Origin of the sequence: Mesorhizobium sp. M4B.F.Ca.ET.143.01.1.1, assembly GCF_004792275.1 — a bacterium.
Classification (GTDB): Bacteria; Pseudomonadota; Alphaproteobacteria; order Rhizobiales; family Rhizobiaceae; genus Mesorhizobium; species Mesorhizobium abyssinicae.
In genome coordinates this window covers 132,809-146,743 of sequence record NZ_SRSR01000005.1, presented here as the reverse complement: position 1 = coordinate 146,743, position 13,935 = coordinate 132,809, and the positions used below count along the sequence as shown (strand labels likewise).

General features: G+C 61.8%; 11 protein-coding genes and 1 tRNA gene. 9 read left to right on the top strand and 3 right to left on the bottom strand.

Annotated elements, in window-relative coordinates; all coding sequences use genetic code 11:
* Positions 1–78: 78 nt before the first annotated feature.
* Positions 79–1,053 (bottom strand): helix-turn-helix domain-containing protein, encoded by a 975-nt coding sequence (locus EN786_RS14285; protein ID WP_127311531.1) that lies wholly within the window; start codon positions 1,051–1,053, stop codon positions 79–81.
* Positions 1,054–1,276: 223 nt separating this feature from the next.
* Between EN786_RS14285 and EN786_RS14280 the strand changes: the two genes are divergently transcribed.
* The 8 genes from EN786_RS14280 to EN786_RS14250 all read left to right on the top strand — a co-directional run bounded on the left by EN786_RS14280 (position 1,277) and on the right by EN786_RS14250 (position 11,094).
* The gene (locus tag EN786_RS14280) at positions 1,277–2,071 is read left to right on the top strand and encodes a hypothetical protein (protein WP_127311532.1); all 795 of its coding nucleotides are present in this window, start codon (positions 1,277–1,279) and stop codon (positions 2,069–2,071) included.
* Positions 2,072–2,630: 559 nt separating this feature from the next.
* Positions 2,631–4,136: an arylsulfatase gene (locus tag EN786_RS14275; RefSeq protein ID WP_127311120.1), complete on the top strand. Its 1,506-nt coding sequence runs from the start codon at positions 2,631–2,633 to the stop codon at positions 4,134–4,136.
* Positions 4,137–4,173: 37 nt separating this feature from the next.
* Positions 4,174–5,133, top strand: coding sequence for a formylglycine-generating enzyme family protein (locus EN786_RS14270; RefSeq protein WP_245478380.1), 960 nt, complete (start codon positions 4,174–4,176; stop codon positions 5,131–5,133).
* A 53-nt stretch (positions 5,134–5,186) separates the two neighbouring features.
* Positions 5,187–6,932, top strand: coding sequence for a mechanosensitive ion channel domain-containing protein (locus EN786_RS39450; RefSeq protein ID WP_348642238.1), 1,746 nt, complete (start codon positions 5,187–5,189; stop codon positions 6,930–6,932).
* On the top strand, positions 6,838–7,089 hold the full coding sequence (locus EN786_RS39445) for a hypothetical protein (RefSeq protein ID WP_348642241.1): 252 nt from the start codon (positions 6,838–6,840) through the stop codon (positions 7,087–7,089). Before EN786_RS39450 ends, EN786_RS39445 begins: the two co-directional genes overlap by 95 nt.
* Positions 7,090–7,156: 67 nt before the next feature.
* Positions 7,157–8,152 (top strand): GlxA family transcriptional regulator, encoded by a 996-nt coding sequence (locus EN786_RS14260; protein ID WP_348627102.1) that lies wholly within the window; start codon positions 7,157–7,159, stop codon positions 8,150–8,152.
* Positions 8,153–8,556: 404 nt separating this feature from the next.
* Positions 8,557–10,122 carry a BCCT family transporter gene (locus EN786_RS14255; protein WP_127282673.1) on the top strand — a complete coding sequence of 522 codons (1,566 nt, stop codon included), beginning with the start codon at positions 8,557–8,559 and terminating at the stop codon, positions 10,120–10,122.
* Between the two features lie 168 nt (positions 10,123–10,290).
* A complete protein-coding gene (locus EN786_RS14250) occupies positions 10,291–11,094 on the top strand; it encodes a TerC family protein (protein WP_127282674.1) in 804 nt (267 codons plus the stop codon).
* A gap of 39 nt (positions 11,095–11,133) precedes the next feature.
* Here EN786_RS14250 and EN786_RS14245 read toward each other — a convergent pair.
* Both EN786_RS14245 and EN786_RS14240 read right to left on the bottom strand, forming a co-directional pair.
* Positions 11,134–11,210, bottom strand: a tRNA-Arg gene (locus EN786_RS14245).
* 167 nt (positions 11,211–11,377) lie between these two features.
* On the bottom strand, positions 11,378–12,541 hold the full coding sequence (locus EN786_RS14240; RefSeq protein ID WP_127285671.1) for a M20 aminoacylase family protein: 1,164 nt from the start codon (positions 12,539–12,541) through the stop codon (positions 11,378–11,380).
* Between the two features lie 218 nt (positions 12,542–12,759).
* Here EN786_RS14240 and EN786_RS14235 point away from each other — a divergent pair, with 218 nt between their 5' ends.
* Positions 12,760–13,932, top strand: coding sequence for a D-alanyl-D-alanine carboxypeptidase family protein (locus EN786_RS14235; protein ID WP_127311736.1), 1,173 nt, complete (start codon positions 12,760–12,762; stop codon positions 13,930–13,932).
* Positions 13,933–13,935 lie beyond the last annotated feature (3 nt).

Sequence of the window (13,935 nt, the reverse complement as noted above, 5' to 3'; positions counted from 1 at the left end):
TATCCGGATTGCGCAAACCCAGTCGAACTGCTTGCACTGATGACGTGGCGCAATTTCTCGGCGCACCTTACGCCCTGGTCACGATCTCCCGGCACGCTGAAGCGTTTCCTTGGGAGACTCGCCGAAGAACAGCCGATAATTCGCGGCGAAGCGGCCCAGATGGGTGACCCCCACGTCCATAGCGATCGTCGTAACGCTCAAGCCGTTGGCGCGAGCCGTGACAAGGAGCCGTCTTGCTTCGTTGAGGCGGAGCGCTCTTATGAATTCGAGCGGGGTTACCGCGAACGTGGTGCGAAAGGCGTATTCGAGCTGTCGACGGCTGACACCGATTTCCCGGCACAGTCGAACAATGGGTATGTCTTCCCGGATATGAGTGCGAATGAAATCCTCGGCCGCCGACGCTTGTCTAAAGTGGCGACTCGCGCAATCGACTGTTCCGCTCCCGCGACTGTCTGCCCCCGCGAAGGCGTCAGCCACTGCCCCCAGATATTCCTCGAACGCAGCTGGAGGCTGCTCCGGCAAAACCGACTCGCTTCCGACTGTCCCGAGGTAGTCTGCCATCGACTTCATCTGGCGTCGGATTCTTTGCGCTTCCTTGGTGGCGAGCCGAATTGCCGAGGGGCGATTGTTGATCTTCTCGATAACCATCCCCGCGGCAACCAACTGGATTTCCATCCAGGTCGCGGTGGGAACAATGGCGACAGCGTAAGTGAGGCCGGGCCGGACCGTAGCCGTCACACCCGTGCCGGCAGGGATTGCCAGGATCAAGTCGTCTTCGAGCGGAACGCCGCATATTGTCGACCCACAGGCCCGCTCGATAGCCACTAACGCCACCGAGCCTGGATCGAAACCGCCTCTGGCGCGGAAGGCGCAATTGAATTCTGGCAGGTCGAGCGCCCACTTACCGGGGGACTGGATTTGCCGGATGCGCGAGGGACGCCAGCCTGCCGAAAGCCTGTCGACCTCCACGGGCAGACCAGAGGCGGCGCTGGTCAGGTCGTCTGGGCCAAGCAGCACATCCCTGTACGAAGGCGATGAAGGCCACGTGGTCACGCAAGGCGTCCTTTGCGCAAAGTGGATAGAAGAACGACTATATTAGGTTTAGCTTAAGCGTAAATTGCGCGAGATCAATTGGCACTTAGGTACCCCGACGAACGGCCTAGCGGGGATAGACCATGCGGCCAAGTTGACAGAGCGCAAAGCGAGGGTTCATCCAGTATGGAAGAGAAACCTCTGCTTGGCGTAGTTCGGGCAGCAAAAACGATAAATGGGGACGATGATGAAGAAATTTCGTTTGGCCGCCCTGGCAATGGCAGGTGTATTGGGACTTGGTGCGGCCAATGCCTTTGCAGCAGACATCGCCAAGCCACAGGATGAAGGTTGGACCTTCACTGTCGCCCCGTATCTGTGGGCATCAGGAATCAAGGGCGAAAGCGGCCTCTTCGGATTCCCGCCTCAGGATGTCGATGTGAGCTTCAGCGACGTGCTGCAACACCTCAAATTCGGGTTCATGGGGCTCACGGAAGCCCGTAACGGGCCTTTCACAATCAGCACGGACATAGTCTACGCCAAGCTCGACGCCAACATCGGCACCCCGCAAGGAATACTCGCCTCGAATATCGATGCGACGGTGAGCACTTTCATGGGAACGGCGCTAGGCGGCTACAGCGTTTACTACCAGGATGGGACGAATTTCGATCTCGTGGCCGGCGCCCGCCTTTGGTCGGTCGACAACAAGTTCGACTTCAACGGCGGTGCGCTTGGTGGCAGCTCAGCGAGCGACGGCGATACGTGGGTCGATCCGGTGATCGGCGCCAAATTCAAGGCCGATGTCGGCAATGGAATCTACCTGGCCGGCTGGGGCCTCGTCGGTGGTTTCGGCGCAGGGTCCAAATCGATGTGGGATGTGATGGGCGGCGCCGGCTATCAGTTCAACGACAAGATGTCCATGTTCGTCGGCTATCGGGCCGTGCACGACAATTACAGCCACGACGGCTTCGTGAACAAACTCACTCAGCAAGGTCCGATATTGGGGCTCACCTATCAATTCTCGCCAGCCCATCCGGGATAGGAAGGGATTGACATGAAGTTGTTGGTCCGCGGCGCGGCTCAACTTCATCTATGCCAGCGCCAAATTCTTGCTGATGGCTGCGGTCGCACCTGCCCCGAGGCTGCATCGGCGGGCTCGTCAAGGCTGAAGCGCAACGTCTGTGTGGGAAAGCGATGCAGGCCGGGAGCCAAAAAATGCATCCTTTGCGCAAAGTGGATAGCAGTACGGTTGTATTAGGAATAACTTAAGCCCGAATAGCGCGAGATCAAACAGCGCGGGAGCATCGCCGACCAACGGCGAGTGGGGCGCATGAACAGACAGGACCATTTCGGAAGCATGCGCAGTGGACATCGAGCCCGCTGCAGCAAGCATGCCTTGTGGAGGTGGCCGCTTCCCGGACAGGCCATGACGGTGTTGGCCACCCTATTTCGGACTCCAAGAGATTTTCGCGCAGGCAGGCGGCCGTGTGGATGCCAAACCCTGTGCGCTGCCTCCTGGGTTCCTGGAGAATGATCGGCGACAGAACGCCAGACGCGCATTTGTTTTGAGTAGGTCCGTATACACAGAGCAGGGGCACAACATGAGCAACGATCGCGACTTCCCGGCTGAAGCCGGTACAACCAACAGGATCACGCGGCGGGATGCTTTGATGGCCGGCACGGCGGCTGCCGTTTCGCGATTTGCCGCGCCAGCCGGCCTTTCGGGCGCACTCGCCGGCCTCGCCGGTGTTCAGGTTGCCGCAGCCCAGCCCTCGCAGCCCAACATCGTCTTCATCGTTGCGGACGATCAGGGCTGGAAAGACGTCGGCTACCACGGCTCAGACATCAAGACGCCCAACATCGACAAGCTTGCCACTGAAGGGGCGAAGCTCGAAGAATATTATGTGCAGCCGATGTGTACACCGACGCGCTGCGCCCTCATGACCGGCCGCTATCCGCTACGCTATGGCATGCAGGTTGGCGTTGTCCCCGCTGCAGGAACCTATGGCCTTTCGCTTGACGAAACCCTCCTTCCGCAAATCCTCAGAGACGCGGGCTATCGGACGGCAATGAGTGGCAAATGGCACCTCGGCCATGCCAAGACGGCCTACTGGCCGAAACAACGTGGATTTGATTCATTCTACGGGGCCACCGTCGGCGAGATCGACCATTTCAAACATTCCTCGCACGGCGTCGCGGACTGGTACCGCAACAACAAGCCGATCAAGGAGCCGGGCTTCGACAACACCCTGTTCGGTCAGGAGGCCGTCCGGGTCATCAAGGCCCACGATCAGAAGAAGCCGCTGTTTCTCTACCTCGCCTTCACCGCGCCCCACACGCCGTTCCAGGCGCCGAAAGAATATCTCGACCGCTATAAGAACATTACCGACGAGAACCGGAGGGCCTATGCCGCGATGATCTCGGTGATCGATGACAAGGTTGGGAATGTCGTGGCCGCGCTCGAGAAGAAGGGGATACGCGACAATACCCTCATCGTTTTCATGAGCGACAATGGCGGCGTCGTCAATTCGATGTTCACCGGTGACTCCAAGGTGGAAGGCAAACTTCCCGCCGATAATGGTCCCTATCGCGACGGCAAGGGTACTCTCTATGAGGGAGGCACGCGCTCGGTTGCCTTCATGAACTGGCCCGGCAAGATCAAGCCCGGCGCCTTCAACGGCCTTATGCACGTCGTTGACATGTTGCCGACACTGGCTGGGCTGGCTGGAGCCAAGCCCGGCAAGGACAAACCCCTGGACGGCATGGATATGTGGCCGGCCATCAGCGAGGGCAAACCTTCGCCCCGCACGGAGATTGTCTACAATGTGGATCCCATGGTCGGCGCGGTGCGTGAGGGCGATTGGAAACTGGTGTGGGCCGCGGCGTTGCCGCAAAAGATAGAGCTTTTCAATTTGGCACAGGACAAATCGGAAGCCACCAATCTGGCCGACAAGAACCCTGATAAAGTCAAGGAGTTGCAGGCAAGGATTACGGAGCTGGCAACCCAGATGAAACCCCCGCTGTTGCTGCTGGAAGCCATGCGCTTGACGTTCTTCACACCGTTGGTGACGCCAAGCCCGGAAGAGATGTTCGCTGCGGGGGACTGAAAGGCAGATGAGTTCGGCCGTTTAGACGAGACGCCCGATGACTGAGGCACGACTTACCGCAAAGCCAGCAATCTCGTCGCACGGCGATATGGCCTGGATTCCCGGCGGTGAGTTCCTAATGGGCTCCGACGACCACTATCCGGAAGAGGCGCCGGCGCATCGTGTCGTGGTCGGCGGCTTCTGGATGGATCGCACCGCCGTCACGAATGCTGAGTTCAGGCGCTTTGTCGAGGCCACCGGCTACGCCACGCTGGCCGAGCGACCGGCAAATGCCGCGGACTATCCCGGAGCCAGCCTTGAGTCGTTGGCACCGGCTTCGGCCTTGTTCGTCCGGCCTTCACGCAGCATTGATCGCGGCAATCACTACGACTGGTGGGCCTATGTGCGCGGCGCGAATTGGCGGCATCCTCGCGGGCCTGCCAGCGGACTCAAAGGGTTCGAAAATCATCCCGTCGTGCACATCGCTTACGAGGACGCGGAAGCTTATGCGAGCTGGGCAGGCAAGGAGCTTCCGACAGAGGCCGAATGGGAGTTCGCCGCCAGGGGCGGGCTGGAAGGAGCCGAGTTCGCATGGGGCGACGACCTGACCCCGGGTGGCCAGCATATGGCCAACACCTACCAAGGCGAGTTCCCGTTCCGCAACGATTGCGAGGACGGCTACGAATGGACGTCTCCGGTCGGCTCGTTTCCGGCAAACGGCTATGGGCTCCATGACATGGCCGGCAATGTCTGGCAGTGGACAACTGACTGGTACCAGGAGCACCGCCGCATCGACAGCCCTTGTTGCACGATGGCCAACCCGCACGGTGCCGAGCGTGAGGCAAGTTACGATCCGCTGACGCCCGACATCAGGATTCCGCGCAAGGTGACCAAAGGCGGGTCTTTCCTGTGCGCGCCAAGTTATTGCCGGCGTTACCGGCCGGCCGCGCGCATGGCGCAAGCTGTCGATACGTCCACTTGCCACCTCGGCTTCCGTTGCATCGGGCGTTCGTCGTGAGGGAGCGTGCGCTACGCTCGACAGCATGACCGCCCGGAGAGACGAGCGGCGAATTGTTCGACGGTCGGGCGACCGCCGAAACTGGCTTGCGAGGTGCTGAAGAGGGGGAAATCGTGGGCACGACGGCAGAAACGGATGTTACTTCGTTGATTTCGGGCTTCGAGCAGCTGGCCGAGCGTTTCGTCTCCGGACTGTTCGCGCGGGTTGCGGCTTTGAGCGACGTGCCTGTCGAGTTTGAAAACCTGAGGGCCTCGCTCGCGGCCAGCGGAACATCTCTCCTTGCGCTCCTGTTCGAGATTGTGCTGGTTGTTGCGCTCGTCGCGGGCGTGTTCATTCTGTTCGCCGGTCGGTTCAAGAAGGCGGCTGCCGCAAGTAGCGCATGGCGCAGATTCTTCGCAGGCGTGGCGGCTGCTGTGGTGGCGCTGGCGATCGGTTTCATTGCCGCGCGGCTGCTGGCCGGTTCTGGCGCACCTTTGCAAACCCTTCGCCTTTGGACGATGGCGACCGTGCTCGGCTTCGTCATCCTCGCCGCCGTCAGATCACTGTTGATGGCATCGCGGCGAACCGAGTTCGCGGAGCGCTCCGTCCATCTGGCGGCGCTCGTGCGCGACCTCTCGCTTGCTATTGGCCTGGCGATCATCGCCACCACGCTGCTCGCGACGTTGCGGCTCTGGAGCGTCGGGCCGGCCCTGGGGGATCTGCTGCGGACAGGTTTGGCAATTCCGACCTACCTTATGTTTGCATGGGCGGTATGGCGGCACAGGCGCACAATGGCGGCCGCCGTCGCCGGTCCGCGTCCCAGAAGCCGCTGGCGAACCCGTCTCGCCAAAATGTGGCCGGCAGTGGTGATCGCTTTCGTGGTAGTCACCTTCCTCAGCGCTCAGGCCGCGCTGACCCTGGGAACATCGCTTCGTGGGCCGGCCGTCCTGGTGACCGCGTTGCTGTTTCTCGCCGCGCCTCATCTCGACGCAATGATCGGGAATTGGGCTCAGCGCGGATTGGAGTCTCCCGACATCTCGATCCTGGCAGCGGCGGGGCGACAGACAGCCCGCTTCACCGTCGTGGCCATCATGATCGCCATGCTGGGAACGCTATGGGCGACTCCGCTGGCTGCCGGGTTCGGCATAGATTTGCGAGAGGTCGCCAAGGGCGCATCCGGGGTTGCGCTGATCATGTTGGTGGCGGCGTTTCTGTGGAATGTGGTCGGCACAGCGACGGCTCGCGCCTTGCGCGCGGAGTTGCCCGCCGTTGGTGACGACGAGATGCTGGGAGCGCCGCGTTCACGGCTGGGCACGCTTGTGCCGCTGATCAGCGGGATCGGCAAGTCGAGCATTCTGGCCTTGGCACTGCTCTCGATCCTGGTGTCGATCGGGATCAATGTCTGGCCCCTGATCGCCGGTTTGAGCGTGTTCGGGCTGGCGATCGGCTTCGGCTCGCAGACGCTTGTGAAAGACCTGGTCTCCGGGCTGTTTTTCCTGATCGACGACGCATTCCGCTTCGGCGAATATATCGAAACGTCAGGCGCCAAGGGGGACCGTGGAAAAAATCTCGGTCCGGTCGGTTTCCCTTCGCCACCAGCGCGGTGCCTTGGCGACAATCCCCTACGGCGAGATTGGCAAGATTCAGAATTTCAGCCGCGACTGGATGATCGAGAAACTGACCTTTCGCGTTGCGTTCAACACCGATGTCGAAAAAGTCCGCAAGATTTTCAAGAAGATCGGCCAGGATATTTCGGCCAACCCGGAACTTGCTGGAGATCTGCTCGAGCCGTTCAAGAGCCAGGGAATTGCCGAGGTTGAGGACGGCACGCTGGTTATCCGGGCCAAGTTCAAGGCAAAAGCGGGCAGAAATTTCATGATCCGCCGCGCCGTTTTACTCGCCGTGCACCAGGCATTTCGGGAAAACGGCATTCAGGCCGTCCCAAAGCCACTGACATCCAATCCCGGAGCAGCCTGAGCAAATTCCGAGACGATGGCGCATTCGCGATATCCATTTCGCGACACGGACGTTAGTTTCAGTGAACATGTCTCAACATCCGATCAAGCGCTCGCTCGTCTTCTTTATGGTGCCGGATTTCACCATGGTCGCCTTTGCGACTGCACTGGAGCCGATCCGCATCGCCAACCGGATGCTCGGTTACGAAGCCTATAAGTGGCGGCTGGCCAGTATCGACGGGCAGCCCGTGCCCGCCTCGAGCGGCGTGTTGTGCGCGGTGGACACGTCGTTGCAGGACGAGCGGCGCATGATGGCCGGCCCCGACAGGCCATCGATGGTCATCGTCTGCACCGGCATCAACATCGAGCGCTATTCGAACAAGCCGGCTTTTGCCTGGTTGCGTGAGGAACATGATCGCGGCGTTGCGATCGGCGGCCTCTGCACCGGCGCCCATGTGCTGGCGGCTGCCGGGCTGCTCTCCGGCAAACGCTGCGCCATCCATTGGGAAAACCTGCCGGGCTTCGCCGAGGCATTTCCGAATGCGCATGTGTTTGCCGACCTCTTTGAGGTCGATCAAGACATCTACACATGCGCCGGCGGCACGGCCGCGCTCGACATGATGCTGAAGCTGATCGGCGATGATTTCGACGAAGATCTGGTCAGTCGCGTCTGTGAGCAGGTGCTGACCGATCGCGTGCGCGGCGCAAGCGACGGCCAGCGGCTTCCCTTGCGCGCGCGGCTCGGCATTCAGAATTCAAAAGTGCTGACCATCATCGAGCTGATGGACGCCAATCCGTCCGAACCGATATCGATAAGCGATATTGCCAGGCAGGTCGGGCTGTCGCGACGGCAGATCGAGCGTCTCTTCCGCGATGAGATGGGGCGCTCCCCCGCCCGCTACTATCTGGAGATACGCCTCGAGCGCGCACGGCATATGCTGATCCAGTCATCCGTGCCCATCGTCGAGGTGGCCACCGCCTGCGGCTTCGTTTCGGCGTCGCATTTTTCCAAATGCTACCGCGAACTCTACGCCCAAACCCCGCAGCAGGAACGGCTGGAGAGGAAATACCCCGCCGCCTCATAAGCGTCATCGGTTTTGCCACGCCGACGACAGGTTCGGCCAGGCAGCCGTGCGTGCGTCCACGGGCTTGCGCAGCGACCAATCCGGCTGGCTCGACAAAGGGTTTCGCAGAGGGTGTTTTTGACGCGCCATGGCATGGCGTGCCTTTGCCCGGGTAGGTTCTTCCCTACCCGGGATCTGCCGGTTCCCCACTGACCCGCCAGATTCCTCCCATCCTTGCCTGCCCACCCTTTCTACCCTGACGGGTGTGGTGGCGGAGGGCCTAATCCGACACTTCGAAACGGCGCCAACGGCGGACGCTTCAGCGTGCGCCGTCCGCGACCCTGGTCTCGCAGGAGGTCGGGGTCTTTGACGTCCAAGGGGAGTTTTTCAGGAACTGGTTTCGAAATTGATTTGGGAGGTCACGCATGTCGACTACAAGCAGGTTACGGGGCATAGATACGGCGGTATTCTGGCCGGCCCTGATCATAACAGCCGCGTTCATTTTATGGGGAGCCGCTGCCCCGGATAGCCTCGCCTCCGTGACGAACGCCACGCTCGCGGCCATCATCAATGGTTTCGGATGGGGCTTTGTCGTATCGACGGCTATGTTTCTGGTCTTTGCCGGGTTCCTGGCGATCAGCCGTTTCGGCAAGATCAGGCTTGGAGCCGACGACGAGCAGCCGGAGTTCACTACAGTTTCGTGGGTGTGCATGATGTTCAGCGTCGGCATGGGCATCGGACTGATGTTCTGGGGGGTTGCCGAGCCGGTTTTCCATTTTGGCGCGCCGCCTCACGGGCTGGCCGCCCCGCAGTCCAAGGAAGCTGCGCTGATCGCGATGGAATATGCCTATTTTCATTGGGCGCTGCACCCTTGGGCGATCTACGCCATTGTCGGTCTGGCGATCGCCTACTTCACCTACCGCAAGGGCCTGCCCATCCTGATATCGAGTGCATTCACCCCCTTGCTCGGCGGTGCCGTCAACGGGCCGATCGGCAAGACGATCGATATTCTGGCCCTCATCGCCACGCTGTTCGGCACGGCGACATCGCTCGGCCTCGGCGCACAGCAGATCAACAGCGGTCTGAATTTTCTCTGGGGAACCGGCGAGGGGACAGGCATTGCGCTTGCGATCATCGCCGTGCTGTCGGTGCTGTTCATCCTTTCGGCAGTGTCCGGTGTCGGCAAGGGCGTCCAGTTCCTGAGCAACATGAACATGGTTGTCGCCGCCGCCTTGCTGCTCTTCCTGGCCGTCGTCGGACCAACCGTCTTCATCCTCAACACCTTCACCGAAGCGCTCGGCGAATACCTGACCAACCTCGTCACGATGTCGTTCCGCACCGCCGCCTTCAGCGACGGCAAATGGCTGAGCAGCTGGACCATCTTCTACTGGGCGTGGTGGGTTTCCTGGGCGCCTTTCGTCGGCGTTTTCATTGCCCGCATTTCCAGGGGGCGGACGATCCGCGAATTCGTCATCGGCGTTCTGCTCATCCCGAGCGGCGTGACCTTTCTCTGGTTCACCATCATGGGCGGCACCGCGCTGCACTCCGAACTGATGGGGGTCGGCGGACTTGTCGAGGCGGTCAACACCAAGGGCGCCGCCATCTCGCTGTTTGCCCTGCTCGAGCAATATCCGGGAACAGCGATCACCTCGTTCGTCGCGATCTTCCTTGTGGCGATCTTCTTCATCTCGGGAGCCGATGCCGCCTCGATCGTGATGGGCATGCTGTCGTCACGCGGCACGCTCGAGCCCGCGCGCATCGTTGTCGTCCTGTGGGGCGTCCTTGCGGGAGCGTCGGCCTGTGTGCTGCTGGTGATGGGAGGTCTGGAGGGCCTGCAGACCGCTTCGATCATCGCGGCAGCACCCTTCCTTGTCGTCATGGTCGGGCTGTGCATCTCGCTGTGGATGGCGCTGCTGGACGACCTCGAGGGGCGGAGTGAACCCGTCTCTCTGTTGCCCGACGCCCAGCCTGTCGCCGCAGCGGCAGAGTAAACCGCAGCACCGCCATCCAGACGGCCGGCAAACCGCATCTGAAAACGAACTTCAGGTGCGGTTTGCCGTTCCGCGCCAGCCGGCCGGCGCTCCTCATCGTCGTCACCAGCAGCGCGACAAGATCAAGCCAAAAGCAAATCCAACCGGGTGCTCGAGGGAAGGGCAAAGATGATAACCGATCCGCAAATCTGGCTCAGCCTGCTGACGCTTACAGCGCTCGAAATCGTCCTGAGTGTCGACAACCTGGTCGTGATCTCGGTTCTGGTCAGCAAACTTGCTCCCGAGTTGCAGCCAAAGGCGCGGTTTCTTGGAATGACGCTGGCCCTGGTTCCGCGACTGGTCCTGCTGCTGTTCATCGGCTGGATCATCGGTTTGACCGAGCCTTTGTTCGAGGCCTTCGGGCACGGCTTTTCCGGGAAGGATCTCATCCTGGCAGGCGGCGGTCTGTTCCTCATCTACAAGGCCACCCAGGAGATACATGCAAGTCTCGAGGGAGAAGAGGGCCACATCGGCGCTACCGTGCGCGCAGGTTTCGTAGCCGTCGTGTCGCAGATCGCCCTGATCAACCTCGTGTTTTCCATCGACTCGATCGTGACCGCCGTCGGCATGGCCAACCAGATCTGGGTCATGGCCGTCGCTGTCGTCGCGTCGATGGCCGTCCTGATCGCTGCCGCCGGACCGGTTGGAAAATTCGTCGATGCCCATCCCACAGTGAAGATGCTGGCACTCGGCTTCCTCATCATGATCGGCATGACGTTGGTCGCGGATGCCTTTGGCGTCCATGTCCCCAAGGGTTACATCTATTCGGCGATGATTTTCTCGATGGCGGTCGAAGGCGTGAACATGCTGCACCGCCGAAAAGCCAGGCCGGTTCATTTGCACAATCAGTATGGGCCGGAGGCTGCGGTTGCGGCCAACGACGGATACGCGCGATCCGCGCCGGTCGCTCAAACAAGCAAACAGGAAGCCTGACGCGCCGCGGCGTATTTCTCGGCAAGTGCCTGAAAATTATGGTGATCCCGACAGGAATCGAACCTGTGACCTACAGATTAGGAATCTGCCGCTCTATCCTACTGAGCTACGGGACCACGCGGCCCGACACATAGCCGCTTCGGACCGGTTCGCCAAGAGGCGTAGTGAACGCAAATCGGCGCGCCGTTGCGCAGGGCTCACAACTCTTGCTTCGGTCCCTGCGCCATGCCCCCGGGCAACGGCTTTGCCGTGCCCGAGGATTCGCTCCTTGCCGGAACCAGCCTCAGGCGGCCAGCGCCGTCTCCGCCAGCTTCACCCAATAGCTCATGCCGTGCGGGATGACCTCGTCGTTGAAGTCGTAGGCCGGGTGGTGCAGGCCGGCCGTGTCGCCGTTGCCAATGAAGATGAAGGCGCCCGGCCTCGCTTCCAGCATGTAGGAGAAATCCTCGCCGCCCATCACCGGCTGGATGGCGCGGTGAACCTGGGAATTGCCGGCGATGTCGGCGGCGACGTCGGCGGCAAAGACCGTCTCTTCGGGATGGTTGAAGGTGACCGGATAGTTGGGCTCGTAGTCGAAGGTGATGGTGGCGCCGAAGGCGGCGGCCAACCCGTCGCAAAGGGCGCGGATGCGCTCCTCCGCCTTCTTGGCCACTTCCTTCTTCAGCGAGCGCACCGTGCCTGCGATCTCGGCGCTTTCGGGGATGACGTTGTAGGCGTCGCCGGCATGGAATTTCGTCACCGACACAACCACCGACTCGACCGGGTCGGTGCTGCGCGACGCGATCGTCTGCATCGCGCCGACAAGCTGGCTGGTGATGACGATCGGATCGATGGTGCCGTGCGGCATCGCCGCGTGGCCGCCCCGGCCCTTGACGGTGATGGTGAATTCGGCGGTCGCCGCCATGATCGGGCCAGGCCTGATGGCGAACTGGCCGACCGGCAGGCCCGGCATATTGTGCATGCCGAACACTCTTGAGATGCCGAAGCGTTCCATCATGCCGTCCTTGACCATCTCGTTGCCGCCGCCGCCGCCCTCCTCGGCCGGCTGGAAGATGACCGCGACCGAGCCGGTGAAATTGCGGGTCTCGGAGAGATATTTGGCCGCCCCCAAGAGCATCGCCGTGTGGCCGTCATGGCCGCAGGCATGCATCTTGCCGGCAACGGTCGAGGCATAGGGCTTGCCGGTGATCTCGTTGATCGGCAGCGCATCCATGTCGGCCCGCAGCCCGATCGTCGTGCCGTCGCCGTTGCGACCGCGGATGATGCCGACGACGCCGGTCTTGCCGAGGCCCGTCACCACCTCGTCGCAACCGAATTCCTTCAGCTTTCCGGTGACGAAGGCGGCGGTCTGGAAAACGTCGAAATTCAGTTCCGGCGTCTGGTGCAGATGGCGGCGCCAGCCGGCGACCTCGTCTTGCATCTCGGCGGCGCGGTTCAAAATCGGCATGATTGTCCCATTTCATCGTTGAAGCAGCCAGTTCCAGCCTGCTGCATTGTAATTGTGATTGCCAGGCGCTTTGCCATGTTGACGTCACATAGGGTAAATAGCACCGCAACAATGCAGCCTGGGGAATCGAGGGCCGGGCCGCACCATGCTGGCGATCGCGTAACGAAATCTTACGGAGCCAGGGGCGACTACGGCAAGAGGCGATTTCGGATTCCATGATGCGGCACGGGCATTTCCTCAAACTATTGCTGGCCGGCGCGCTGGCTTTGCCGATGCTGGCGGGCGTCGCGCGCGCCAACCCGGTGATCCTTTTCGACCTGCAGAGCGGCAAGATCCTCGAGCACCAGGACGCCTTCAAGCGCTGGTATCCGGCGTCGCTGAGCAAGCTGATGACGGCCTATGTGACGTTTCGGGCGATCGCCGCCGGCGAGGTTCAGCTCGATTCGCCGATCAAGGTGACGAAACATTCCGCCGGCGAGCCGCCCAGCAAGATGGGCTTCAAGCCGGGCTCGGTGATGCGGCTCGACAATGCGTTGAAGATGATGCTGGTCAAATCGGCCAACGACATCGCCATGGCCGTCGGCGAGAATATCGGCGGGTCGCAGGCGGCCTTCGCCGACCGCATGAACGCGGAGGCGGCGCGCCTCGGCATGACGGGAACCCATTTCGTCAATCCGAACGGGCTGTTTTCGCCGGACCAGTACACCACCGCGCGCGATCTCGCGCTGCTGGTGACGGCGATCCGCAGCGAGTTTCCGCAATACGCGCCCTGGTTCTCGATCGAGGGGCTGGCGGTCGGCAAGAAGGCGATCCCGAACTACAACCTCTTGATCGGCCGCTATCCGGGCGCCGACGGCATGAAGACCGGCTTCGTCTGTTCCTCGGGATTCAACATGATCGGCTCGGCGACGCGCAACGGGCGCACGCTGGTCGCCGTGGTGCTCGGCGAGAAATCGGCTGTCAGCCGCGCCGAGACCGTTGCGAAGCTGCTCGACCAGGGTTTTGACACGCCGGCGACCGGCTCGGCTACGCTTGCCGCCTTGCCGTCCTATGGCGATACGCTGTCGCCCAACGATCTGCATGACGAGATCTGCAAGAAGAAGCCGAAGGCGGAGCAGTCGGAGGCCGCCCCCGCCGTCGCCGCCAAGGATGCGCCGAAGTCGCCCTACCAGGTGAAGCTCGCTCACCCGACCCTGGTCGCCGTCGGCCTCGGCGGCGCAACCGGGCCGACGCCGAAGGCGATGCTCGACCAGTCGGGCCAGGAATATGCCGATGTGCCGCTGCCGAGCTGGCGGCCCGACATTCCGGCGCCGACCGGCGCCGAGCCGGCCGCAAGCGGGACGGCCGCGGTTGCCGTGCAGGGCGACCAGCCGGTCAAGGCCGCGAACTAGCCC

Bases quoted from the DNA above. Each gene is read 5' to 3' on its own strand.
- EN786_RS14255 (WP_127282673.1), top strand. From the start codon at position 8,557: ATGTCGACTACAAGCAGGTTACGGGGCATAGATACGGCGGTATTCTGG.
- EN786_RS14250 (WP_127282674.1), top strand. From the start codon at position 10,291: ATGATAACCGATCCGCAAATCTGGCTCAGCCTGCTGACGCTTACAGCG.
- EN786_RS14240 (WP_127285671.1), bottom strand. From the start codon at position 12,541: ATGCCGATTTTGAACCGCGCCGCCGAGATGCAAGACGAGGTCGCCGGC.
- EN786_RS14260 (WP_348627102.1), top strand. From the start codon at position 7,157: ATGTCTCAACATCCGATCAAGCGCTCGCTCGTCTTCTTTATGGTGCCG.
- EN786_RS14235 (WP_127311736.1), top strand. From the start codon at position 12,760: ATGCGGCACGGGCATTTCCTCAAACTATTGCTGGCCGGCGCGCTGGCT.
- EN786_RS14275 (WP_127311120.1), top strand. From the start codon at position 2,631: ATGAGCAACGATCGCGACTTCCCGGCTGAAGCCGGTACAACCAACAGG.
- EN786_RS14270 (WP_245478380.1), top strand. From the start codon at position 4,174: ATGACTGAGGCACGACTTACCGCAAAGCCAGCAATCTCGTCGCACGGC.
- EN786_RS14280 (WP_127311532.1), top strand. From the start codon at position 1,277: ATGATGAAGAAATTTCGTTTGGCCGCCCTGGCAATGGCAGGTGTATTG.